Origin of the sequence: Granulicella sp. 5B5, assembly GCF_014083945.1 — a bacterium.
Classification (GTDB): domain Bacteria; phylum Acidobacteriota; class Terriglobia; order Terriglobales; family Acidobacteriaceae; genus Granulicella.
The window spans coordinates 3,734,771-3,759,114 of the sequence record NZ_CP046444.1 but is presented as its reverse complement, the minus strand read 5'-3'; the positions used below and the strand labels follow the sequence as shown (position 1 = coordinate 3,759,114).

Genomic DNA, 24,344 nt, shown 5'->3' with positions numbered 1-24,344 from the left:
GTCTCAAAACGTCATTAGTTGATTATAAAGGATGACGTATTGCAACACTCCTAAAGACTCAAACCCAATCCAAGCTGTTCTACGATCTGCTGAACCGGCTGTGGGTCAAGGCTCTTCGCGATACCCACATCCTCAAGTGCAACGGACTTCGATACATCACGACTCAACTCTTGGCCCAGCGTTGCCGCGTCGTTCGTGTAAATCTGTGCGTCGTACTGCGCCCGAGAGACGGAGACATACGCCATGCGACTATTCAGCAGCTCGCCGTGCGCCTGTTCGGAGTCAACGTGAATCAGCACCCGGTCGGCGGTCTGGCCTTGGCTGCTGTGGCTCGTCACCGCATAGCCGTAATCGAGATGCGGATGCTGTCGAGCGTTGAATTCGACCTCACGACCCGAGTCCATCTTCAGTTTCAGGTTTCCGCCGCCGTCGATCTGCTCCACCGTCCCCAGCTCACGATTCGCCAGCTTTTGCTCGTGATACGGGGCGGTCAACTGTACCCGGTCGCCCTCTGCAAACGCGCGTTCGCTGTCGCGGTAGACCGTCACGCCCTGCAACCGGCGCGGGTCATAGCTCAACTCCTCGCCGCTCTTACGCGTTACCGTGACGATGTTATTCTCCGGCTCAGTACGGGCCACACGCGCATATTCCCCCGCCTCGATGCCGAGCGGCTTCGACCCTTTCGAGTAGCGGATTACGTTGCCACTCTCGTAGTTCTGCGCGTATTGCCGGTCGGCTCCAGTGATGTCTTGCCGTGCGAAGAGCACATGCAACCGATGCTCTTCATCCTTCACCTGGCCGGTGTCCTGCATCGCTCGATGGATGTGCTGGTTGATCTCGCGGCGGCTTTCATTGTCGGGCGAGACTACCAACGTGTTCTCAGGCGAACGCACATACTCACGGGCAATCTCCGCGATGCGCTCCTGTCGGTCGCCGATCTCATGCACCCGCCCCTGTTCGTTGAGATTGCCGATGGCATCCCGCACCTCGCCTCTCGCAAGCTGCTCAACAACCTCCTTCAGAGCAGGGTCTTTCTGCCGGATGATCTCGTCAAGACGCGCCGTGCGAAGCCCCGCCTCCTGCAACTGCGCGTAAGGCCTCCCGGCCTCCACCGCCTCATGCTGCCGCGTGTCACCCACGAAGAGAACACGGTCATTTTCCCTTATCCGCTCGACGAACGTGTGCATCTGCTTGGTGCTCGCCATGCTTGATTCGTCGATCACATAGAGCCGTTTCTGGCCGTCGTCGGTCCTGTCCCCACGCGCGAGATGATGCTGCAACGTGTGCGTCTCCATGCCCGCCTCGCCGAGTTTCTGTGCGGCTCTCGAGGTCGGCGCAAGCCCCTCGACCTCATAGCCCGCGCTCACAGCAGCATCACGAACGGCGGCTAAGGATGTTGTCTTCCCGGCACCGGCAACGCCCTCCAAGGCCATCATCTGGTCGCGGCTTGTCAGCACCGTATCGACGGCATTCCGCTGGCTCAAGCTCAGATGCGGATGCTGCTCCATCGTCTGCTGCCGCACGTTGCCGTCCGCCAATACCTCACGGTTGCCCTGGCTCAACTTCATCCTGTCAATCAGCTCGCGCTCGTAGGCTTGCATCTCGCGAGTTGTGAACGTGCGTCCAGCCGCGCCTTCTCGATGTGCCACCTCGATCAGTTCCGACGCCTCAACCCGCCGCCCGAACTCGGCGCGTATCTCCGGCAATCGTGCCTCTCCCATCGTGTGTTTGAGTGCGTCACGCATCAAAGAACGCTCGTCGGTCACGGCCTCCCGCTCCATGCCACGCTCTCGCGCGTAGCTCATGCCGTTGGCTGCGGCGGTCAATGATCGTTCCGAGGCAAGCTCGACAGCGGGGCGCTGTGCCGCTGCAAGGACAACCCGCTGCGGCTGATCTCCGTGTGCGGTTGCCATAGCCTGATGCTGGGCTCGCACCTCATCGTGTGAGAGATTCTGTTTGTTGCCGCGCGTGTGATGCGCTGCTATCTCCGCAGCTTCAGGGCCGGTGCGGCCATGCTCCGCAAGATGATCTTTGATTTGCTGTCGTCGCGGACTCGATGCCTCCATGTACTCGCGCGAGTAGCCTTTGATCTCCGGCTGGCCGTGCCCCCCGCGCTCGATCTCATAGCCCATGCCCTGCAAACGCGCCGCTAACTCCGACCGATAGACCGCCGTCGCGTACTGTTGCGTTTTATACAGTTCCTGCGGCTGTAACGCCCGCGTATCGCCGTCCGCCGTTTCGGTGATATTGAAGACGACCGCATGGGTATGAAGCTGCGGTGCGGCGTACCCTTCGACGGGTCGGCTGCTGTCATGCTCGAACTTGGCGACAGCCCATGCACCCGTCGTCTGTGCCGGAATGTTGCCACCGATTCGCGCCTGAACGTACCTCTCCATCTCGTTTAGCGCGACCATCACACTTTCCCGATGGGCCTCTCGAATCCGGTCATCGCCTCCAACAAGCGCGGTTAGCGAGACAGATTTCGGCGCGCTAAACGTCGCATCCCAACCGGCCCGATGCTCCATGGAACGTACCATCTCACCACGCCCGTTCTCGTATTCACGCGCCGTCTGATGCCGAACAAGTTGCTCGCCCGTCAACGGATGCTGGCCTTCGGACAGTCGGGCGAACTGCTCCTCCTGAACCTCGCCGGTCAATCCGAAACTCGTGGCAAGCTTTCCCTGCCACTCACCACGCACACGCTCACCCTCCGTGTAGTAGTTCTCCTTGGCGTTGGCGAACTCCTCTTTGTGATACGCCTGAGCCTGTCCAGCGCTGATCGGTTTTGAGAGCGTCACCATGATTGGTTACTCGAAAAAGTGCTGCTGTTCACTGACTTGGGCGAGCGGCTTCAACTGCTCGGAGACGGCGACCGGCTGCTTCTTCGGAGGAGCAACCTCGATCACCGGCTCGGCTTCTTTGACCGCAACAGGCTCCGGCTGCGCGGCTAGTTTTTCAGCCGTCGCGGTCACCTCCCGTTCGACGAACTTCCGCGCATTGTTTGGCAGCTCAAGATACGGGAAGCGCATCCGCACGACCAGATTGCCGTGTTTTAAGTAGCCATGCAACGGGTCAAGACCCGCCACCTCCGACGACATAACCAACGGCTCCCGCGTGATGTCGCGCTGCTCGTTTTGCGAGTTCGCTGGGAACCGGCCCACTGTCCGCGATTCGCGGAAGCGTTCGATTTCGATTTCGCCGATGGCTTTCGAGATCCATTCGGACGCATGAGGCTCACTGGTTTTGAGGAAGATCTTCGTCGCCGGCTGCGAGAGCATCGCCTCCGCCACGTGGCCGTATAGAGCTTCCACCTGTGCCTTGCCCTGGAAGCCCAGCACCATCGGATTATTCGACTTTCTGTTCTCCGTCACCGCCGTTTTAAGCTGCGGGAGATGCTGCAAGCTGGCCAGCTCGTCGAGCACGAACCACGTCTTGCGGGTGCTCGATTCCTCATTCATCAGACGCAACACAAGCAAGTCCAGCCAAAGGCTGATGAGCGGGCGCATCCTCTCCCGCATCGTCGGTTTCGATGTCAGGAACACCCATCCTTTGCGCTTCTTTGCCCACTCGACCGTGCTCCAACGCTGCTTCGTCTCCGACTCTCTGGGCAGCAGCTTGAACGCATCCGCCACCATATTCAGCGACCCCAGAACGCCGCTGCGCTGGTTCGCCGCACCTTTCTCAATCATCGCCGCCATCTCCGTCCCGGCGATTCGCTTGTCGATCTCATCCGCGTTCGCCATCCAGTACGTTAGCTCCTCCGGCGTCGGCCTCAAATTGATTAGGTGCGCGAAAATTTTCCTCGGCGCTTCGACGAAGAAACGGTTCTCCCGGCCCTGATCTGGGAACAGGCTGACGGACAGCGTAAGGGCCTCGGCCTCGTGCGGAACCTCGTCGCCGGGAGTCCAGAACGGACACCGCGCATCAAGCGGATTCAGCACAACATCGCCCCTGGCTTCGTTGTAAAACTGCGGCAGATATTCCATCGCCGGGTCGTAGACGATGGCCGCTTCGCCGCGTTCCCAAACCTGCGAAAGTATCTGTCTTATGGCCGCGCTCTTGCCAGTGCCGCTGTCTCCTACGATGAGGAAGTGCATCGCCTCACGGTCGCGCGGAACCCGCGCCCAGCGACTTAAATCATTGCGCATGACCCTATCGATCCAGCTCCGCTCCTCATTGATGAGTGCGATGCCATCCGGCAGATGAGTCGTCAAGAGCTTCGACTTGCCCAACTTCTCGTTGAACTCCGCTGTCGTCACCAGCTCCGGCCCGCGTAGCCTCCTGCCATGCTTCCAAATCATCCTCCGCGCTCGGTCCTTCGGCACCGCCAAGAGCAGCGCAAGAGCGAAGAACGCGACTGCGAGGGACAAGGGAAGCCGGTAGAACTCCCAGCTCCCGACATTCTCATAGACGGCCTCACCCATGATCCGATGCAGCATCCGGTCGTTGAACGTACCCCTCACCCAGGTCAGCCGCGCGATGCCGTGCTTCACACCCTCGTCAGTCAGCCTGTAGCCAGGCCTACCGTCCAACGATGGAACATGCTCTATCTCGTCGTCCATCACAAGGCGCTGGCCCTTGCCGACCACCGCCTCCAGCAGCGTGTACTTGCTCGCCGCCGTTGCCGACACCTTGCCCCGCGCTCCGCTCTTCAGGTAGTCCGTCAAGTACAGACTCTCCGCCGCCGTCCAACTCGTCCGGTATTGGAGCGTCAGCATCCCGACGAATAATGCCAGCGATAGGAGCGTTGCCGTCCACGCCCAAACCGGCGTCCGGCTCGGCCATGCTTTCGAGTATTCCTTCCGTCCCCATTCCGACATATTCAGGCCCTCACTTCCTATTCAGTAGCGGCATTGCGCACGGAAAGTCCTCCGTCCGTGCGCCGTCCGGCTGCGCGATTTACTTTGTCCCGATCTGCACGTTCGATCAGTTCTTTCATTGCCTCGGCCGTCAATCTCTCACCCTTACCGAGCGAGAAGAGGAGATTTATCAGGATGGCTCGCAGAGCCAACAGCTCCCCGAGCAATACTTCGTGACCATCTTCTTTCTTGATGTTCAGCAACTCTGCTCGCACCCACTCGGAAAGGGTCAACTTCTGCGCGTGTGCTCGTCTCTCCAACGCGTCAAACTCAGCCGCTGTGACCTTCGTTCCGACAGATTTATTGCGCAGTGCGAGCTTCACCATATGGGCTTCCTTTCGCCGACAACGTGTTCATGACGAACGAAGAATCAACCAGTTACCGTGCGGTACTGATGCTCCGAGCAAGAAATAAAGGCAGCGTCGAAATCCAACTCCTGCCGAGAGTTACCGCACGGCAACTAAGGTTCCTGCACAGCACCCAATCTGGGGTGGTGTGTCCTTCATAAGACGATGCCGTAGGCATCGCGTACTTACAGCTCGCCGTACTCCTCGATCAGCTTGTCCCAAGTGCGACTGACCTCAGGCGAATTCCACGCCTTGGCAAACAGTCTTTTCACCGCCTGCCACTCGTGGGATGAAAAACCGAACGTGATGCCGTTGTCCTTAGCGCGAAAGGAGACATCGATCTCGTCACCATTCCGGCTGGTATAGGCATAGAAGAGCTCACCGTCCCAATGCTGCATCTCGCGGTCATCGCAAAGGCCGAAGAGCATCGCACGAAACGCTGCAAGCATTGGGTAGCGGCTGAGTGGATACATCGCACCGCGCGTTCCTGGAAAGACGAAAAGTACCGAGAGATCGGTGCCGTCAAGGGTCGAGAACGAAAGCGAGAAACTGCCATCAGGTACGGGCTCCGATACTGGGGGCAAGAAGGATTCCTCTTCATAGTGTTCGGCCCCTGCCGCTCTGGGGGTACGAAGAGGAAGACTACAAACTCTGTAATGGCCTCTCGCTGCAAGCCTCCAAAGAGGTTTCCAGAAGGGAGCCAGAGCTTCGTTCAGTGCGGTGGTGTCTGTGATCTTCTCGCTGTCGAGCGCATGATAAAGATTTCGCCCGACAGACAGTGGCCTGTATGGCTTCTTGGCTGTCTCCACTTTGTGGATGCAATGCGCCGCAGCCTTCAGAACGACATCGCTGGTAATGGGACGATGCACCTTGAACTCATGGTCGGCGAGATTCCCAAAGTAATAGTCATGATGTCTTGTGTCAGAGTCGGGAAGGATGTCGTAGACAGCCAGGAAAGCCTTGACGACCGCAATGTAGGACTCAGGAAGGATGTTGGAATGCCCTCCAGTGAACCACTCCATGCCTCTGTGCGCGTAATAGGCAATGCAGGTCCATTCGTTCTTTGAGAGCCGTACTCCTTGCGCATGTTTTTCTCGAATCATGAGAAGGGCGTCTGTCGGCTTTTGCATCAGCTCGACCAATTCGAGGCGCTCTTCGTCGGCAGACTCCAACAGATGCTTGGCAACCTCGGAGGTCGTCACACGACTGCCTGCTTTTACCGACAAGACATCGCGGACTCGCTCCAACCGATCATGCAAAACGTCCGAAATGCGGAGGGATAGTGTCTTTTGCTGCCGTTCCTGGGTTCGTTCTTCGGAAAGCTCACGCTCGCGTGCCATGTTCAACCTCTCGACTGACAGTCGTAGATTTGTATGTCATACAAGTTGACAACATACTTACGTGACGCTAAATTGTCAATATCGGCAGTCTGGAGGGTCATCCCCTATGCAGCGATTTCCGCCATCACCAACGCATCATCACCGTCGCCTCGTTCGAACGAGGCAAGCTGCCGACTATCTCTGCATCAGCGAATGGAAGCTCCGGCGCTTGGTTCAGGATGGTGGATTGCCCTTCGTCCAAGATGGGGAAGGTACGCCTTTCCTCTTTGATCTTCGTGATCTCGACGCCTATATCGACCGGCACAAACATACTGGCATCGATCTGTTCGCCAGCTAGACCGTCCGCGTCGCGGATGCAAGGGGGATTTTCATATGGCACGTCCTCGGGGAACCGGAAGTCTTTATCAGCGGAAAGACAGCGCCGTGTGGTGGATCAAGTACCACCGCAACGGAAGATCATTTCGTGAATCGACTCGCACGGAAGACAAGCGCATCGCGACTAGAATCCTGGGCAAGCGCCTTGCTGAAATCAGCACCAATACTTTCGTCGGGCCGACGCATGAGCGCATCACGGTGGGCGAATTGGCCGACGATCTCTTCCGCGATTACCGCATCAATGGGCGGAAGACGACCGATGATGTACAGACTCGCTGGCGGCTACATATCGAGCCGTTTTTCGGGTCGCGCCGGGTCATAGAAGTCACGAGCGATCTGGTGGCGAAATACGTTGACCACCGGCAGAGTGAACAGGCCTCGAATGCGACAATCAATCGCGAGATGGCGGCTCTCAAACGGATGTTCCGTATCGGCATGTTCGCCACACCGCCAAAAGTCTTCCGTCTGCCCAAATTTCCCAAGCTCACTGAGGACAACATCCGTACCGGCTTCCTCGAAGACGCACAGTACAGAAAGCTGATCGCATACTGTCCCGATCTCTGGTTCCAAACGATAGTCGAGATGGGCCGGACATACGGGTGGAGAATCAGCGAACTCATCAACCTCAAGGTGGGGCAAATCGATGTCGCCGCAAGGACGATTCGCCTGGAACCTGGCACCACAAAAAACAAGGACGGACGCGAGGTGACAATGACCGCGAACATCCATGCTCTACTGACTCAATGTGTCGCCGGGAAGTCTGCGGATTCCGCGGTGCTAACCCGCCCCGATGGGAAACCGGTAAGGGACTTCCGCGAGACGTGGGCGAACGCCTGTAAGTCTGCCGGAGTGCCGGGGCTTCTCTTCCACGATCTCCGCCGCACTGCGGCCCGTAATCTGCGTCGTGCTGGGATCGCGGAAGGCGTCATCATGAAGATCGGAGGCTGGCGCACTCGTAGCGTATTCGAGCGCTATGCCATCGTCTCGCAGACAGATATTGCAGAGGCCCTTAAGAAGTTAGAGATGCAATAGTCCGCTCTGAGGCGCACTCACTAAGACCTCCTCTACCGGGGGCCTCCAAGTACGCTTCTCAACCGACGTACTTGCTCGTTCCACCGCGCCGAGAGGATCAATTCCCATTGCGTGTAACCGCTGAAGCAGCTCAAACAAGACTTCATCTTTTCGCAACGTCCACGTCGAAGCGAAGCAGCGCCAGAAAACCCAGCCCGCACGTTCAAGAATGCGCTGTCGATTCATATCGTGCTGCCAACGATCCGGCCCATGAAATTCGTCGCCGTCACATTCAATAGCAAGACGGATATCACCAGCGCCTTCGACTACCATATCGATTCGGTACGCACCAGTTTTCACTTGCGGAATCACTCGGTATCCGCGATTGCTCAACTCCGTGTAAACCTGCTGTTCGAATCCTGATTCACAGAGGTCGATAAGTCGCGCCGTCTCCTCCGTATTCATGACGAGCGGCTTATCGAAATGCGACAGCAATGTCATTCTCAAATCTTTGTCTGAGAGATCAGACGCGGTGACAGATCTGACAAGGTACATTCGATCTTGCGCACGGCTAGCTGCTACGTTGAATCTCTGATCGAACATGTTGCCTGAAAGCGCTTTACAACTGGTGGGGTCTACAACTAAAGACAAGAACATTATGTGCCGCTCACTGCCCTGGAATGTGCGGGCATCACCACACAAGAACTTCCTGCGATGCAATTCCGCCGCATCACATCTCTGGTTCACGACAGAGTCAATATGCTTAGCTTGATCCGTTCCAAGCAGGGACACAACGCCAATCGTTCGACCTGAAAATCTTTCATCTTTCAGGATCGCTTCAATCTCATCTGCGATTGCTTGCGCTTCACAATCGTTTCGGTCGTGATGATCCCTGACACCGCCCTCTACATAGAGGTCAACAAGTGGAGGTTCGATCCTCTCGGATGCCCGAGGGATTCGCAGAGGAAGAATCTGGTTCTGGTAGAAGGTTCGGTTTGAGTAAGCAATGATTGGAGGCACACAGCGAAAGTGCTCTCGCAACATTACCTGATCGGCGGCGAATACCCTCGCAGCGAGATCGTAGAGCGACTTCTCGGGTGTCATCTCAGACTTGTATGGTTGATCGACTAGGAATCGGTCTAGCAGTTCTTGAATGCGGCTGCTGTCAATGAATCCGCCGTCTGGAGATACCTGCTTGTCATCACCGACTACAAGAATCTTCTTACCTCTCAAGATCGCGGGCAATGCCCACAAATCCGACTGGCTTGCTTCGTCTACGATAACCAAATCAAATGCACCGATGTCAGCGGGCATCGCCTCCGAGATTCGGTTGTGATTCATAATCCAGCAAGGCACCGCACCAGCCGCGTCGAACATCATCTCCCGCGCATCGCGCCGATAGCGAGTGGCATTCGGTCCAGTCCCCTGACCGATGCGCCGAATAGCAGTGGCATACCCGGCTAAAGCCTGCAAGATTTTCGGCGTCGCGTTTTTCTTCGTCGCCAGCCATGCCGCTTTAGCGACCATTTCTTGATAGAACCTCGCGAGTCCGGTCTCTACCTCTCGCCTCCGTCTTGCCAAAGTCAAGAGTTCATCCCTGGCCTCAATCGCGTCAAGATGAGTGCGAACGCGAGCCCAATTCCATGCCTCTCGCCAGGTCGTCGGGAAGACGGTATCTTCACCCGATTCTGCAACAGGTGAAGTTCTAACTCTTGCAGCTAATTTGGGAGCACCTGCTACTTCAAGCCGCAGCGCGGAATCATGGACGGATGAAAGATCATTCGCAAGCGCCCCAATGCGCCGCAACTCTTCCATGAGTTCGGCATATTGAGCGCAAACACGTTCTCTGGGCACGTCGCCATTCCCAAGAGCCTTTTCAACAAACAGCCGAAGAGCATCCGATATCGGGCCAGACTTACCTGCGAGCTTTTCTTGAAAGTCACTCAGTTGCATCGCTGCTCGCGACAGATCGGCGAAGGTCAAATGGCGCAACAACTGCTGTCTAACAGATTCCAAATCGGAGCGGGTAATGCTCGTGGATGTCTGCGGCATCCGTTCAAAGACATCTCGTGTACCACTCAAGAAATGCTTATCAAGATGCGTCGCCAAAGTGTGGGCTTTCCGTGCAGTAGTCGCAACAACCTCAAGCTGACGAAGGCCGCCTACTCCTCCGCTGAGAGACGGCACAGAAAGGAGCTGATGCAGTTCGTTCCACCGGGTATTGAAGGTGCGGATTTGCAAGTGAAGTCCGAGCCATCTCTGCACCTTTATCCAGTCCTCAGAGGTCGAGGGCGGACGACCTTCGATACGAATCGCCGCAATATGCCCTTTGGCATCGGAGGCCCCAAGCGAGACAAACCCGAACGGTTTGCCGGTGTCGACAGCACGGGCAACAGCTTCTACCGTTTTCGGATCGTTCAATCCTTCTTCGGGAAACACAATCGGAGCTTTCAGGAACTCAGCTCGTGCATGGATCAGTGCGTCAAGATCATCGAATAACGACTCCAACGCTGCACGTTCTGATGCGAATGAGGATTGCCGACACTTGGTGCGTAGATCGAAGGGCCATTCGTCACCGAACTCCTCCAACTCAGTGAGAACGCCGAGCATTTCATCTGTGAGTACGAGCAATTTGCGAGTCGCCGCCAGCACCTCTGGAGTGTTGGCTTTGAGAGGCAGTAGATCGCCTTCGCGAACCTCGTTTTCGATGCTCTCCCTCTTCACGAGCACATCATGGAGGTCTCCGAGAGCCGATACCGAGGGGAAACTATCTGCGGAAGGGACACGCGCCTGCACATATACAAGGTCTTTACCAAGCCTCCTGCGAGCTTCCCTGAGTCGCCCCGCTTCATCAGAGAACAGAGGAGGCGCGTGCTCAGGGGAGAGGGTAATGGAGTCCTCAAACCAGCCATACCGCTCAAGCCCCGATAGCACCAACTCCGCGAGCGCCTGGGCGCGCATCGGTACTCCGTCAACTTCGATTGTCGAGAGCTGCTGAAGGGCAATCTCATCGACCTTGCGGTCGATGGTGATTAGCTCCGAATGAGCACGATCAATCGAGCTTTGAATCCGCGCAATCTCTTGGCGCGTCAGTTCCGGATTGATCTGGGATACACGATGCTGAATCGCCTCGATAGAACCTTGAAATTGTCGAATACCTTCCCGATCGCTCGTGAGCAGCGAAACCGTCAAAGCGCGAATCTCTTCGGGGATCTTCTCTTGCAGGACGCCGAGCGCAGCTTCACCTCGTGAAGTAACGAGTACGCGCTTGCCCGTTGCGAGATAGTGGCAAATGACATTTGCGATGGTGTGGGTCTTGCCGGTTCCCGGCGGTCCCTGCACGGTCACACCGGCAGCGCGCTTCAGCCGCTGCACAATAGTCACCTGCTCATCGTTGTACGGCAGGGGGAAGTACAGTTCTTCGGGAGCGCCACCGGCACCGCTGCTTCCCCGGCTAGACAGCCCCCGAAAGCTGATGGGTTCAAACTCAATCGGCTGGTCTGACGGGGGCGTGACAAGTGAGAGCGGTCCACCATAAATCTCGCAGCCGTCTTCCAACTTGTCCTGCAGCCGCTTCAGATCATCGAAGAGGTAATTGATCGCGCGAGGACGCGACATTAGAACCCAAGCGTCCGTGACGACAAGATGCCTACCCGGTGCTGGGACGGCTTCACCCTGCGCCAGAACTTCACGGTACACACCCTCGCTATCCAGGTTCCCAGCAATGAGCTTCAGGACATCGGTATAGCTTCCCGAGTCAAAGGGCGTAACCGGACTGTCCTTGTGCTTGGCAAGATGCGCGGCGGCTGCCCGCTCGACCTCAATAGCGCCGACGATCTGGCAGGCGACAAAAGCGTCCAGTTCAACGCGCGTGTCGGTAGCACGGGGACGCAGATCAATCGCCATCGTTTGATCGTCGATAGTGATTTCCATGGTCTGAGTTAGAAGCGGGTACTCAAAGGGAATCTGCCCGTTCTCTGCCTCAAGCTCCCATGATGACACCCCAACGCCCCATATCAATTCTTGGGGCTTGCTGGTCTGCTCCGCTTCCATTTGATGCATCAGCGCAAACAAGTCGCCATAGAGTGCAATCGTCATTCGTCGCGGCTGTTCAGCCGCCGCCCACGACTTCCAAGCTACGCTGTACGTGGCCAACACTTGAGTCGCATTGCCCCTGTGCTGTGCTTCCGACCGGGCAATGTCCTCATCGGTTGGCGAGCTTTGGGCCTTAAGAGCTTGGATTGACCTATTCACCAGCCGCGTGAGCGCGGCATCATCAAGGGATGGCGGAGCGCCCGCAGGGTCGGAACTGACTTTGAGTAGGCTCTTGTGAGTCTTCGGTGGATCGGGCGGTGGATCGGCGGCCAGCCTTGGAACCCGCAGCCAAACATGATCCCCGGCAACGCGAATGTCGAACTCGACACCGGGCAGGCCCGCAATATCGCCTCTCCTGCGAAGGAACCCCTTCGAAGACGTGAGCCTGTATCCCTTTGGGTCAACTTCTTTCGTCTGCTCTTTGATGTAGTCCAGCAGGCAAACCAGCAGTTCGCGTGGATCAGGCATTCAGGCTCCCAGGTGCAGAGTCTTGCTCTACGAGGCCGTCTAGAAGCAGGAGTCTGGCAATGGTTCATTGTAAACAGTCGCAATGGCATACTCCCGTTTGATCCGCAAATTCCCGAATTGAATGACAACACGGAACGGTCTCCCAAATGCTATCTGGAGCAGCATCATTGCCGCGTACAGGTCGGCGGTGCGGCCTCCGCGACGCTGGTGGCGGTGTAGCAATCAAATGAGGTTGCTTGATTGAAGTCGTAGACAAAGGATATCGTTGCGCAACCAACGTCGGAGAATCTTATGCGTATTGAGACTGTCGCAATCAACAACCTTCGCTGTATCAGACGAAGTGTGGCGCACCTAGATCCATATACCTGCTTCGTCGGTCCGAATGGAGCAGGCAAATCGACGGTACTCTGCGCTCTGAACATTTTCTTCCGCAATATCGACAGTGCGCCGACAGATTTGGCGTCTCTCGTCGCACAAGATTTCCATCTGCAAGATGTTGCTGAGCCAATTGAAATCACCGTCACCTTCGTTGACCTAAATGCCGACGCGAAACTGGACTTCAAAGAATACGTCCGGCAAGACAAACTCGTTATTTCAGCCATCGCGCGTTTCGATCCCGCTACTGGTAAAGCAGAGGTCAAGCAATATGGCCAACGACTGGGAATGGAGTCACTGAAGCCCTTTTTCAAGGCTCTGGGCGATCAGGCTTCGGCAAAGGATTTGCAGGCGCTCTTCGCTGACCTAGAAAAGACTGATCCGGAAATTGCTGCACTTAAGTTAAAAACAACCAAGGACGGAATGTCTAACGGGCTTAGAGAGTATGAAGCCTCCAAGCCCGACAAATGCGTGCTCATTCCGAGCGAAGATCAGTTCTACGGGGTTAGCAAGGGAGCTAATAAATTAGCCAAATACGTCCAGTGGATTTACATTCCAGCCGTCAAGGACGCGTCCGAAGAAGAGTCTGGCACGAAGACGAGCGCTCTTGGCCGTCTGCTGGCTAGAACTGTAAATGCAAAGTTGAGTTTCACTACCGATCTGGATACTCTCCTGAGGGAGACTCGTCTTAAATACCAGTCGATACTCGATGCAAACCAGATGGCCCTTGATGGGATTTCGCAGTCGCTAGGTAACCGGCTGGCTGAATGGGCCCATCCGCAAGCCACTCTACGGGTGGTTTGGGAGAATGATTCGACAAAGGCGGTCAGTGTCGCGCCGCCCATTGCGGGTGTTCTGGCGGGCGAAAGTGGCTTTGAAGGAAAGCTAGCCCGTCTTGGCCACGGATTTCAACGTAGCTTCCTGCTCGCATTGCTGCAAGAACTCGCATCGTTTGATGACAAGGATGCCCCTGTCCTACTCCTGGGATGTGAAGAGCCGGAGTTGTATCAGCATCCGCCTCAAGCAAGGCATCTCGCTGCCGTTTTCGAACGACTGTCGGTTCAAGGTGCCCAGATTCTCGTTACAACTCACAGCCCCTATTTTGTCTCGGGCGAGAACTTTGAAAGTATCAGAATGGTGAGGCGCTCTCTAGATAACAACTGTTCCTCGATTCGACAGTACACTTTTGCTGAGCTTGCCGCACGGTTTGCGTCCGTAGTGAACAAGCCACTTCGCAATTCATCTGCAACCAGTGCAAAGCTTCATCAGGCGTTGCAACCCTCCTTGAGCGAAATGTTCTTCACGCAAAAGCTGATTCTGGTGGAGGGTCTTGAGGATGTAGCGTACATCCAAGCGTGGATGGTGCTGACCGGTCGATGGGATAGTTTTCGAAGATGCGGAGCACACATAGTTCCTGTCAATGGGAAGAGTGAATTGATTCGCCCTGTCATCATCGCATTGGGTCTTGAAATTCCCACCCTCGCAATCATAGATGCGGACGGCGATAAGCTTATGAAGACGGACGCGACCGGCGTAAAAGTTGATAATCCCAGCGTCCGATTAGATCATGAGCGTGACAATCGAGCCTTAGTGCGACTGCTTGGGGGCGATGAGGACAACCTCTTTCCCTCGGGAGTCATATGGGGGGACAATTTGGTAATGTGGCCCTCCGATCTGGCTGATACTGCGAAGCGGGAATTCATAGTCTCGCTCGGGCCTCAAGGTGAAGCACAGCTAGAAGCGGTCGAAAATAAAGCGCGCGCTGATGCTGGCAACGCGGGTGATCTTGGCAAAAACTCGATTTACATTGGTTACTTCCTGGAACGGCTCAACAAGGCCAACGGTCAGTCGCCCTCGCTCGACCGTCTGTGTGAGAAAATCTTGCAATTTTCTGCCGCATCGACAACTGCGCTTTAGCAATTCTCCTTGAGAAGCTCTATGGAACGCTGCTGGCATTCGTTCATAGTAGGTTTCGGAACTTTGGGCACAGTTTGGGCACAGAAAAACGCATCCGAAGATGCGTTGATTTGGTAAATCATTGATTTTATTGGTGCCGGGAGGGGGGGTCGAACCCCCACGAGGTTGCCCTCGGCGGATTTTGAGTCCGCTGCGTCTGCCAGTTCCGCCATCCCGGCTTGCGAAATCCAATCCGCTTTCTGTCGCCGCCGCAGTCTTCAGTCTACCGCACCTGCGCTCCTTGTGTAACGGCGCCCTCTACGCTCGCGCAAACCGCCGTTGCCAGGAGTACGCAACCCTCGCCAGCACGCCACTCATCAGGTAACCCAACCCCATCACCATCAGCGCATAGCGGTGCCACTCATACATCACCGCCAGCACAACCAGAATGATCACCAGCAACCGCATCGGCTGACGAGTGCCCATATCGATCTCTTTGCCACTCCAGAACCGCCAGTTGCTCACCATCAGAAAACCTGTAAAGGCCACCAGCGCCAGCCACACCATGGCGAGCCACTGGCTATACACCGGCGATCCGTTCTCAAAGTGGATCACCGCAGCCAGCACGCCCGCGCCTGCCGGAATCGGCATCCCCACAAAGTACTTCCGATCGGGCCGCCCCGGGTTCCTCGGTTTAGGATTCGTCGTAATGTTGAACCGCGCCAGCCGGCAAGCACCACAGATGAGAAACAGGAAGCATACCACCACACCAAAGTGCAGCAGCCGGTCATGCACAATCGGGTACTCACCCGTCTGGATCTGTCGCACGCCCCACAGGTACGCCAGCAGGCTTGGCGCAACGCCAAACGTAATCACATCCGCCAGCGAATCCAGCTCGCGCCCAAATTCGCTCGCAGTATTCGTCATGCGTGCAATGCGTCCATCCAGTCCATCGAACAGGATCGCGGCAACAATCCCCACGGCCGCATGGTCGAAGTACACCTGGTTCAGCGGGTCCCCCAACCCTGAGCCACGGATCGCCTGCATGATGATGTAGTACCCAATCGCGATATTGCCTGCCGTAAACAGTGACGGCAGCACATACATGCCTCGCCGTGCCGGCGGACGCTGCCTCGTCTGCTCGGCCGCCGTCATCAGATCTTCCCTGCCGGCATCGCTGCCAGAACACTGCTTCCACCCTTCACTCGCTGCCCTACCTTCACCCGCAGGGCGACCTCCGCCGGCATCAGCACATCCACGCGCGATCCAAACTTGATCAGCCCCATACGTTGCCCCCGCTCCACATGATCGCCAGCCTTCAAGTTGCACACGATCCTTCGCGCCAGCAGGCCTGCGATCTGCTTGAAGCTCACCTCGTACCCCCCTGCATCAATCGTAATCAGCGTCTGCTCATTGTGCACTGCAGAGTCAGGCCGCATCGCATTCAGGAACAGCCCTTCGCGGTGCTCCACCAGCGTCACCGTACCATCTACCGGCACCCGGTTCACATGCACATCAAATACGCTCAGGAAGATCGTCACCCGCAACCGAGCCCCTGCGCTTGTCTCAATCCAGTCAGCTTCTTCTACCTTGCCATCGCCAGGAGAAACAATCAGTCCTGGCTCACTCGGAATCTGCCGTGAAGGGTCGCGAAAGAACCACAGAAAAAACGCGGCCAGCAGCACCGGTATCGCGACCAGCACATCCATGTGCGTCGTGTACCAAACCACCGCCGCCACTACAAGCAGCGCAAACCCATACAGATATCCGTCCCGAACCATACTCGGGATTATACCTATCGTTCCCGCAACTCCTGCATCTACAACATTGCCGACATCAACACTGCATCTTCCACCGGATCGCGATAGTATTCCCTGCGCACACCCTGCCGTTCAAATCCCAGCGACTCATATAGCCTGAGCGCAACCTCATTCGAAGCGCGCACCTCAAGCTCCATACTCGTCGCGCCGCGCTCCTGCGCCCACAGCATCGCCTGCACACACAGCGCTCTGCCGATCCCCTCTCCGCGCACTGCACCCGAAACCACCACCATCTCCAGGTCCGCAATCCCTGCCACCCCAGCCTGCGCCAGAAACCCCACCACGGTTCCATCTGCCTCCGCGACCCACACCCGCCGCAACGATCCGCCGTTGACACTCTCCTTCAGCAGATGCGTCCACAACCCCTCGCTCCAATCCACCACCTGCAGGCAAGTGCTCTGCAGCAGCATGATCCCCGCAAGATCATCAACACCCGCCGCACGAATCGTAAACACTACCATCAGTCGCCCGTCTTTACGTTGCCGTTGCTCTTCGCGGCATAGATATCACTCTCGCGCCGCACATAATTCGCATCCCCCAACGACATCTCCGCAGCTCCACTCCGAAGCACCTTCAACAATGGTCGCAACGCATCCTCCACACACAGCGGATGCAACCGCACTTTCATCGCCGCCTCACGCAACCCCACCACGACACGCTCCTCCGCAGCCGCAATCTCCAGCGCTCCAGCCTCCGCGCGCAACGCGTCCAATCCCACCAGCCGTTCGCGACCGACGACGCCATCCCTCACATCCATCGCATAAAACTCCCCGCGACCTGCATCCAGCGCAACCCAACCATCGCTCAACCTCGCCGCTTCTGCAAGCACCTCCAGCCGCGACACAGCAATCATCCGCACCTCCGCCGCCTCCGCAAGCCCCTTCGCCGCGGCCATGCCCACGCGCACTCCTGTAAACGATCCCGGCCCACTCACAACTCCAATCGCATCCAGTTCCGCAAGCCCGCACCCCACCGACGCCAGTACACGCCCCACCGCTCCCACAATCTCCGCAGACCCACCATTGCGCGGCAGCGTCTCACTCGCCACCACCTGCTCACCCACGCTCACAGCCACACCTGAGCCTTCGCCACAGGTATCGATTAACAACAGCCGTTCCATCTTTCCGTCAACATGATTCACGTTTTCAGCATAACGCCTGCCTTTCCCTCAATAACAACCTTAGCGCCCAGACTACAGTTGCTACCGGAGCACAGCGCAGTGGAGAGCTCCCTGTATTTTGCCCCAAAATCAGCATCAAGGCTGGGTAAGCAACCTCATCCCAGAACCTGAGACAGGTTTTTAGTCCAAGCTCCATCCCCTCCTCAAACAGCACAGGCCCCGAGTCACCCTCGGGGCCTGTGCTATTTTCCTACTTCCTACTCTCTGCTTTACTGCACCGCAACCAGCAGCTCATCCCGGACGATCTCATCCTGGTGCGCCTCGGTCGCGCTCTTCGGCAGAGCCACCGCCAGTACATCCTCAATGCGCGTCGCATAGTGGATGTTGACTCCAGCCACTTGATCGGCGGTCAGGTCTTCTTCCACGTTCGTCTTCACATCGATTGGCAGAATCACGTCCTGCACCCCCGCGCGCTTGGCCGCAAGGAACTTCTCCTTGATGCCTCCCACCGGCAGCACATTGCCGCTCAGCGTGATCTCGCCCGTCATCGCCAGCAGCGGACGCACCGGAGTGTTCGTCAGCAGGCTCACCAGCGCGGTCGCCATCGTCACGCCCGCACTAGGCCCGTCCTTCGGGATAGCTCCCGCCGGCACATGGATGTGCAGATCGATGTCCTTCAACACGTCCTCATCCAGCCCCAGCGAGGCCGCATTCGAACGCACCCAGGTCAGCGCCGCCTGCATGCTCTCCTTCATCACGTCGCCGATCTGTCCGGTCATCGTGAAGCCGCCCTTGCCCTTCATCCGGTTGGCTTCGATGAACAGCACATCGCCGCCCGCCGGAGTCCACGCAAGGCCGACAGCAACACCAGCCCGCTTCGTCCGCTCTGCAATCTCCGTATCCACGCGTACCTTGATACCGCCAAGGAACTCATGCACCACCGCAGGAGTAACGACCAGCTTCTCCGTCATCCCTTCGGCAACCTTACGTGCAGCCTTCCGGCAGATCGTCCCGATCTGCTGCTCCAGCTTTCTTACGCCCGCTTCCCGGGTATAGTGCCGAGCGATCAGCGCCACGCTCTCGGTCGGGAACTCAATCACCGCTGCCTCGCCCTCCTTCGGCTGAATCCCGTTCTCCTTGATCTGCCGAGGAATCAGGTACCGCTCCGCAATGTTGACCTTCTCCTCTTCGGTATAACCCGTCAGCTCGATGATCTCCATACGATCCAGCAGCGGCGCCGGAATCGTATCCAGCTGGTTTGCTGTGCAGATAAACAGCACCTTGCTCAAATCGAACGGCTGGTCCAGATAGTTATCGCGGAACGTATTGTTCTGCTCCGGGTCCAGCGTCTCCAGCAGAGCACTCGCAGGGTCGCCACGGAAGTCGCGTCCCAGCTTGTCGATCTCATCCAGCATGAACACCGGGTCGTTCACACCGACCCTCTTCAGGTGCTGGATGATCTGCCCTGGCAGCGCGCCAATATAAGTCCGCCGATGCCCGCGGATCTCCGCCTCATCATGCATGCCGCCGAGCGAGATCCTGCTGAACTTGCGATCCAGCGCCCGTGCAATGCTGCGTCCCAGCGAAGTCTTACCCACACCCGGAGGCCCGACAAAGCAGAGAATCGGCCCCTTCATATCCGGCTTCAACCGCCGCACACTCAGGTAATCCAGAATGCGGTCCTTCACCTTCTTCAGACCGTAGTGGTCTTCATCCAGGAACGTCGCAGCCTTCTTGATGTCCACCTCACCGGCAGACCCCTTCGACCACGGCAGCACCGCCAGCCACTCCACATAGTTCCGTGTCAGCGAATAGTCCGCCGCTGCCGGGTTCATCCGTCCCAACCGGGCCAGCTCCTTCAGCGCGTCCTTCTTCACATCCTCCGGCATGCCCGCCGCCTCAATCTTCTCCTTCAGGTCCGCGACATCCTCCTGCGTGTCGTCCAAGTCGCCCAGCTCCTTCTGGATCGCCTTCATCTGCTCGCGCAGATAAAAGTCCCGCTGGCTCTGCTGTACAGAATCCTGCACCTCGCTCTGGATCTTGTTCCGCAGCTGCTGAACCTCGAGCTCCTTCGCCAGCAGCCCGTTGATCGTTTCCAGCCGCTTGCGAACGTCGCCATTCTCCAGCAGCTCCTGCTTCTCCACCGTCGTCAAAAACGGCAGGCTCGCCGCAATAAAGTCCACCAGCCGCGAAGGCTCATCGATATTCAGCGCAATCGTCTGCAAATCATCCGACAACGTCGAAGACGAGCTCACAATCTCCTGAAACTGCCCCAGCACACTCCGCTGCAGCGCCTCCAGCTCCGGCGACTCCGCCGGCAACAGATCACCCAGCGGCTCATACTCCGCCATCAGGAACGGCTGCGTCTGCGTAAACCGCTTCACCTTCACCCGCTCCGTACCCTCGGTGAACACAAACAGGCTGGCATTCGGCATCTTCACAACCTTGTGCACCGTCGCCCGCGTCCCCACCTCATACAAATCCCCACCATCGGGAACATCCTGATGCGCATCCCGCTGCGCTACCACCAGGATCGTCTTTTCCTCGCCCAGCGACTGAATCAGCTGGATCGAGCTCTCACGCCCCACCGTCAGAGGCAGCACAGCATGAGGAAACAGAACCGTATCTCGAACTGGAAGAACAGGATACGCCCGCTCACGCCCTTCACTCTCGCCCGGCTTGTCTCCGTTCGGCTTGATCACACTTACAAATTCATTTGCCATCTTGAGTGTCCCTCTATCAACTTTCCTACATAGGATGCACTACCACCCGCATCCGTCGCAACTTCCCGCCATAACCCCTTCATCGGCACATCCGCCCTACTTCCTATTCCCCACTCCCTATTCCCTGTTCTTTCGATGCCCGCATCCTACGCCGAATTGCTTTTCCGCTGCATTCCCCGATAGGCTTAATTTCCAGTGCGGGAGTGGTGAAATGGCAGACACGCAGGTCTTAGAAGCCTGTGCCCGAAAGGCGTAGGGGTTCAAGTCCCCTCTCCCGCACCAACCAGCCTCTGGAAAGCAGCCCAAATGAGTCAGCAGCAACCGCGTCCCGACCAGCAGCCCCGCATCACCCTGACCAAAACCGCCGACTACCGCGACTCTTACGCCAACAGCGTTCAAGTCCGTCTCTCCGTCTGGGACTTCATGCTCGTCTTCGGAACCCTCGGCAACCCTGCTCCCGACGAGGTCCACGTCGAAAACTTCCAGGGCATCTACCTCAGCCCACAACAGGCCAAGGCCCTGCTCAACGTCCTCGCACACAACGTCGCCCAGTACGAGCAGACCTTCGGCCCTATCTCATTAGACGGCTCCCACGCCGAAGTGCAGCGCTACACCGTTCCACCCAACGGCCCCATCCACTAGTAGGCACAGGTCGACACCTGCAAAACACGCCGTAATGCCAACTTCTAGGCAATCGGCCCACGCAATGGCTTTGGATAGTCCGCCACCTTCGCCATCGCTTTTCCGAAGGGGCACGGCTTCAGCCGTGCCATGAAACCGCCACCAGGAGAGCATGGGGCTTCAGCCCCTGGGGTACGCCTGATTGCTGTCACGCATTGCAACTCGACTCGTCGCGCTCCCTTCACTCCTGCTCTATCTGCTCCTCTACGCCGCCGTCGTTCTCAGCCATCTCACGCTCCTCCGCCTTCCCTACTTTTGGGACGAGGGCGGCTACTACATCCCCGCCGCACTCGACTTCTACCGCCACGGCTGGCTCGTCCCGCACTTCACCAACGCGCATCCACCGTTGCCGAACATCGTCCTCGGTACGCTCTGGCACCTCACCGGGTTCCACATCCTCGCGACGCGCCTCATCGTCTGCGCCTTCGCTGCCGCCGCTCTGCTCGCCGTCCTCCGCCTCACCCAGAAGCTCCTCAGCCCCACCACAGCCCTCGCCGTCACATTGCTCACCGGCGTCTACGCCATCTGGTTCGCGCAATCCACCCTCGCCCACGCCGACATCTTCGCCGCCGCCTTCACCCTCTGGGCCTTCGCCCTCTATCTCCCTTGTAGGGTGTGTCATCTCGACCGAAGCATGACGGCTTCATCGCCATGCGCAGCGGAGAGATCTGCTTCACCGGCTCACCCATACCTCCTCACCTCCCTCCTCTTCACCCTGGCCACACTCTCCAAAGAAACCTCGATCCTCCAGCCCGCAACCCTCGCCGCCTTCGAGCTCTACCTCCTCATCCGCGAGCCACAAAACCGCCGCGACCACCTCCGCTGGCTCACCGCCCTCAGCTTCCCGCTGCTGCCGCTCATCGCCTGGTACGCCTACCACCACCACGTCACCGGCTTCACCTTCGGCAACCCCGAGTTCCTCCGCTACAACGCTACCGCCAACTTAACCCCGGGCCACATCTTCACGGCATTGCGATACCGCTTCCTGCACCTCTTCTGGCAGCGGCAAATCTGGCTCCCGATCCTCCTCGCCATCGCCTGCCTCTTCCTCCCCCCCCGCAACACCGCACCCAACAAAAAACGCTCGTCATCTCGACCGAAGGCCGCAGGCCGTAGCGGAGAGACCCCTGTATTTGCCGCAGCGAGCGCCAAAGGCGCAAGCATACCCGCTACTCCCTACTCCCTACTCCCTACTCCCTTTCTCCTCCTCATCCTCGCCAACTGGATCGCCTTCTCCGTCCTCGGCGGAGCCCTCCTCACGCGCTATCTCCTCCCCATCTACCCCCTCATCCTCCTCCTCTGCGTAGCCATCTGGCGAGACCGCACTAAACTCTGGCCTCTCTTCACCGGCGCCACGGCGGCTGTCTTCATCAGCGCCTGGTGGCTCAACCCGCCCACCTCCTTCGCGCCCGAGGACAACCTCGCCTACCGCGACATGGTCGTCGCCCACCAGCAGGCCATCGACTACGTCGCCCAGCACTACCCGCACGCCACCGTCCTCAGCGCCTGGCCCGTCACCGCCGACCTCTTCAACCCCGACCTCGGCTACGTCACCACGCCCATCAAAGCCGTCTCCATCGAGGACTTCACCCGCCCCAGCTTCCAGCCCATCCTCGACGACACCGCCCGCACCGGCACCGCCACCTACGACACCGCCATCGTCTTCACCACCCACTTCCTCGAACCCCACTTCCGCCACTACCTCGAAACCCACCCCAACACCCGCCGCGGCCGCGAGTTCGCCGCCACCCACGACCTCTCCCCCCAGGAGATCGCCCAGCTTCTCCACGGCCAGGTCGTCTTCCAGACCAACCAGCATGGCGAGTGGGCCGCGGTCCTCCGCTTCAACCGAAGCTACGAAGCCAGCATCTCAAGCGAAGTCGGCATCTCAAGGTAGTCGCAGATCAAGATAGCCGCAGAGTTTCACCCCGTCTCAGCTTGAAGGAGGTCCGCCGTTGCCGGACACGACACTGTCGCCCGCAAAACCCCCGCGCATCCTGTCGCTCGATATCTTCCGTGGGCTCAACATCGCATTGATGATCTTCGTCAACGATCTCTCCAGCGTCCACGGCCTTCCCTGGTGGACCTATCACGCCCCCGCGCAGGTCAACGTCATGACCTACGTCGACATGGTCTACCCCGCCTTCCTCCTCATCGTCGGCATGTCGCTGCCTCTCTCCATCAACGCTCGTATCAAGCGCGGCGACGGCACATGGAAGCTCGTCTGGCATATCGTCCTGCGCTCGGCCGCTCTCATCGTCCTGGGCCTCATCCTTGCCAACGGCCCCGAGGGCTCTCCTGCCCTGATGCACGGGCTCAACACCTTCATAGGCACCATCCTGGCTCTGCTCGCAGCCTTTCTCGTCTGGCTCGACTATCCAAAAACCGAAAACCAGCACCGGCAGCGGCTTTATATCCTTCTGCGTGGCCTGGGGCTCCTTCTGCTCCTCATCCTCGCGGCGCTGTTTCGCCAAAAAGATCCCGGCACCGGCACGGTCCACTGGCTCAGCTTCGTCTATCCAGAGATCCTCGGGCTCATCGGCTACACCTATCTGCTCTGCGGCCTCTGCTACCTCGCCACCCGCAGGTGGCTCTGGGCGCCTCTGGGCTGGTTTCTGGCCTTCCTTGCCTTGAACATTCTCTCCGCCGCCCACATCGTCAAAACGACCGCCCCCTGGTGGATATGGCCGCCGCAGAACGGCTCTCAGCCGGCGCTCGTATTCGCTGGCGTCCTCCTCACCACCGTCTTCTTTCTGGAGCCACGCTGCAACACATTCCTGCGCAAGGCCTCGCCCACCCTGGCCTTCGGAGTTGCGACGGCCATCGCGGCATGGTTCCTGTCCCCGCTCGGCATCTCCAAGATCCGCGCCACGCCAACATGGGTTCTGTACACCGTGGCGGCCTGCTGTGTGATCTACACCACGCTCTACTTCATCTGCGACGTCAAAAGACGCACATCATGGACGATCCCCTTCCGAGCCGCCGGCGCCAACACGCTGCTCACCTATCTCCTCCCCGACTTCTGGTACTTCATCGTCGCCGGCTACTCTCTTGACTGGTTCTCCACTCACATCAACTCCGGGCTCTCAGGCGTAGGCAGGTCTGTCGTCTTTACGGCGCTCATGCTGGCCCTCACCTCCCTGCTCACCCGCCTCCGAATCCGCCTGCAACTCTAGCGAGCAGTCCCGCAAAGCAGCCTCGCCATCAGCCGCGTCACAACCCATCGCCGGCACC

Annotated in this window: 17 protein-coding genes and 2 tRNA genes; 8 read left to right on the top strand and 11 right to left on the bottom strand. The window is 58.1% G+C overall.

What is annotated here, in order from left to right; genetic code table 11:
* Positions 1-50: 50 nt before the first annotated feature.
* The 4 genes from mobF to GOB94_RS15880 form a co-directional block, all read right to left on the bottom strand.
* On the bottom strand, positions 51-2,801 hold the full coding sequence (mobF, locus tag GOB94_RS15895) for a MobF family relaxase (protein ID WP_182276816.1): 2,751 nt from the start codon (positions 2,799-2,801) through the stop codon (positions 51-53).
* Between the two features lie 6 nt (positions 2,802-2,807).
* The gene (locus tag GOB94_RS15890; protein ID WP_182276815.1) at positions 2,808-4,820 is read right to left on the bottom strand and encodes a type IV secretion system DNA-binding domain-containing protein; all 2,013 of its coding nucleotides are present in this window, start codon (positions 4,818-4,820) and stop codon (positions 2,808-2,810) included.
* A gap of 17 nt (positions 4,821-4,837) precedes the next feature.
* Entirely contained in the window at positions 4,838-5,185 is a 348-nt protein-coding gene (locus GOB94_RS15885; RefSeq protein ID WP_182276814.1) for a hypothetical protein, read from the bottom strand.
* 206 nt (positions 5,186-5,391) lie between these two features.
* Positions 5,392-6,546 carry a hypothetical protein gene (locus tag GOB94_RS15880; RefSeq protein WP_182276813.1) on the bottom strand — a complete coding sequence of 385 codons (1,155 nt, stop codon included), beginning with the start codon at positions 6,544-6,546 and terminating at the stop codon, positions 5,392-5,394.
* A gap of 106 nt (positions 6,547-6,652) precedes the next feature.
* Between GOB94_RS15880 and GOB94_RS15875 the strand changes: the two genes are divergently transcribed.
* Positions 6,653-6,883, top strand: coding sequence for an excisionase family DNA-binding protein (locus GOB94_RS15875; RefSeq protein ID WP_182276812.1), 231 nt, complete (start codon positions 6,653-6,655; stop codon positions 6,881-6,883).
* A 35-nt stretch (positions 6,884-6,918) separates the two neighbouring features.
* A complete protein-coding gene (locus GOB94_RS15870; protein ID WP_182276811.1) occupies positions 6,919-7,953 on the top strand; it encodes a site-specific integrase in 1,035 nt (344 codons plus the stop codon).
* On the opposite strand, the gene GOB94_RS15865 is transcribed toward GOB94_RS15870, so the two are convergent.
* The gene (locus GOB94_RS15865) at positions 7,939-12,030 is read right to left on the bottom strand and encodes an AAA domain-containing protein (RefSeq protein WP_220464955.1); all 4,092 of its coding nucleotides are present in this window, start codon (positions 12,028-12,030) and stop codon (positions 7,939-7,941) included. The two genes, GOB94_RS15870 and GOB94_RS15865, sit on opposite strands and share 15 nt — an antisense overlap.
* A gap of 291 nt (positions 12,031-12,321) precedes the next feature.
* Between GOB94_RS15865 and GOB94_RS16725 the strand changes: the two genes are divergently transcribed.
* Positions 12,322-12,714, top strand: coding sequence for a hypothetical protein (locus tag GOB94_RS16725; protein ID WP_220464954.1), 393 nt, complete (start codon positions 12,322-12,324; stop codon positions 12,712-12,714).
* Positions 12,715-12,786: 72 nt separating this feature from the next.
* Positions 12,787-14,787 carry an AAA family ATPase gene (locus GOB94_RS15860; RefSeq protein WP_182276809.1) on the top strand — a complete coding sequence of 667 codons (2,001 nt, stop codon included), beginning with the start codon at positions 12,787-12,789 and terminating at the stop codon, positions 14,785-14,787.
* Between the two features lie 131 nt (positions 14,788-14,918).
* Here the strand turns inward: GOB94_RS15860 and GOB94_RS15855 are convergent.
* From GOB94_RS15855 to lon, 6 genes are all read right to left on the bottom strand, one after another.
* Positions 14,919-15,005 (bottom strand) — tRNA-Leu (locus GOB94_RS15855).
* Between the two features lie 79 nt (positions 15,006-15,084).
* Positions 15,085-15,921 carry a CDP-diacylglycerol--serine O-phosphatidyltransferase gene (gene pssA / locus GOB94_RS15850; RefSeq protein ID WP_255484063.1) on the bottom strand — a complete coding sequence of 279 codons (837 nt, stop codon included), beginning with the start codon at positions 15,919-15,921 and terminating at the stop codon, positions 15,085-15,087.
* Positions 15,921-16,547: a phosphatidylserine decarboxylase gene (locus GOB94_RS15845; protein ID WP_182276808.1), complete on the bottom strand. Its 627-nt coding sequence runs from the start codon at positions 16,545-16,547 to the stop codon at positions 15,921-15,923. The genes pssA and GOB94_RS15845 overlap by 1 nt, the downstream gene beginning before the upstream one ends.
* Before the next feature lie 38 nt (positions 16,548-16,585).
* Positions 16,586-17,047: a ribosomal protein S18-alanine N-acetyltransferase gene (rimI, locus tag GOB94_RS15840; RefSeq protein ID WP_220464953.1), complete on the bottom strand. Its 462-nt coding sequence runs from the start codon at positions 17,045-17,047 to the stop codon at positions 16,586-16,588.
* Positions 17,047-17,706, bottom strand: coding sequence for a tRNA (adenosine(37)-N6)-threonylcarbamoyltransferase complex dimerization subunit type 1 TsaB (gene tsaB / locus GOB94_RS15835; RefSeq protein WP_182276807.1), 660 nt, complete (start codon positions 17,704-17,706; stop codon positions 17,047-17,049). Before tsaB ends, rimI begins: the two co-directional genes overlap by 1 nt.
* A 269-nt stretch (positions 17,707-17,975) precedes the next feature.
* On the bottom strand, positions 17,976-20,429 hold the full coding sequence (gene lon, locus GOB94_RS15830; RefSeq protein ID WP_182276806.1) for an endopeptidase La: 2,454 nt from the start codon (positions 20,427-20,429) through the stop codon (positions 17,976-17,978).
* 197 nt (positions 20,430-20,626) lie between these two features.
* Here lon and GOB94_RS15825 point away from each other — a divergent pair.
* From GOB94_RS15825 to GOB94_RS15810, 4 genes are all read left to right on the top strand, one after another.
* A tRNA-Leu gene (locus GOB94_RS15825) sits at positions 20,627-20,711 on the top strand.
* Positions 20,712-20,735: 24 nt separating this feature from the next.
* A complete protein-coding gene (locus GOB94_RS15820) occupies positions 20,736-21,071 on the top strand; it encodes a DUF3467 domain-containing protein (protein ID WP_182276805.1) in 336 nt (111 codons plus the stop codon).
* Between the two features lie 181 nt (positions 21,072-21,252).
* Positions 21,253-23,007, top strand: a complete 1,755-nt coding sequence (locus tag GOB94_RS15815) for a glycosyltransferase family 39 protein (protein ID WP_255484062.1) — start codon at positions 21,253-21,255, stop codon at positions 23,005-23,007.
* A gap of 58 nt (positions 23,008-23,065) precedes the next feature.
* Positions 23,066-24,286 (top strand): DUF5009 domain-containing protein, encoded by a 1,221-nt coding sequence (locus GOB94_RS15810; RefSeq protein ID WP_182276804.1) that lies wholly within the window; start codon positions 23,066-23,068, stop codon positions 24,284-24,286.
* Positions 24,287-24,344: the final 58 nt, after the last annotated feature.

Excerpts from the sequence above, each read along its gene's own strand:
- mobF (WP_182276816.1), bottom strand. The coding sequence starts at position 2,801 with ATGGTGACGCTCTCAAAACCGATCAGCGCTGGACAGGCTCAGGCGTAT.
- GOB94_RS15890 (WP_182276815.1), bottom strand. The coding sequence starts at position 4,820 with ATGTCGGAATGGGGACGGAAGGAATACTCGAAAGCATGGCCGAGCCGG.
- GOB94_RS15885 (WP_182276814.1), bottom strand. The coding sequence starts at position 5,185 with ATGGTGAAGCTCGCACTGCGCAATAAATCTGTCGGAACGAAGGTCACA.
- GOB94_RS15880 (WP_182276813.1), bottom strand. The coding sequence starts at position 6,546 with ATGGCACGCGAGCGTGAGCTTTCCGAAGAACGAACCCAGGAACGGCAG.
- GOB94_RS15875 (WP_182276812.1), top strand. The coding sequence starts at position 6,653 with ATGCAGCGATTTCCGCCATCACCAACGCATCATCACCGTCGCCTCGTT.
- GOB94_RS15870 (WP_182276811.1), top strand. The coding sequence starts at position 6,919 with ATGGCACGTCCTCGGGGAACCGGAAGTCTTTATCAGCGGAAAGACAGC.
- GOB94_RS15865 (WP_220464955.1), bottom strand. The coding sequence starts at position 12,030 with ATGACGATTGCACTCTATGGCGACTTGTTTGCGCTGATGCATCAAATG.
- GOB94_RS16725 (WP_220464954.1), top strand. The coding sequence starts at position 12,322 with ATGATCCCCGGCAACGCGAATGTCGAACTCGACACCGGGCAGGCCCGC.
- GOB94_RS15860 (WP_182276809.1), top strand. The coding sequence starts at position 12,787 with ATGCGTATTGAGACTGTCGCAATCAACAACCTTCGCTGTATCAGACGA.
- pssA (WP_255484063.1), bottom strand. The coding sequence starts at position 15,921 with ATGACGGCGGCCGAGCAGACGAGGCAGCGTCCGCCGGCACGGCGAGGC.
- GOB94_RS15845 (WP_182276808.1), bottom strand. The coding sequence starts at position 16,547 with ATGGTTCGGGACGGATATCTGTATGGGTTTGCGCTGCTTGTAGTGGCG.
- rimI (WP_220464953.1), bottom strand. The coding sequence starts at position 17,047 with ATGGTAGTGTTTACGATTCGTGCGGCGGGTGTTGATGATCTTGCGGGG.
- tsaB (WP_182276807.1), bottom strand. The coding sequence starts at position 17,706 with ATGGAACGGCTGTTGTTAATCGATACCTGTGGCGAAGGCTCAGGTGTG.
- lon (WP_182276806.1), bottom strand. The coding sequence starts at position 20,429 with ATGGCAAATGAATTTGTAAGTGTGATCAAGCCGAACGGAGACAAGCCG.
- GOB94_RS15820 (WP_182276805.1), top strand. The coding sequence starts at position 20,736 with ATGAGTCAGCAGCAACCGCGTCCCGACCAGCAGCCCCGCATCACCCTG.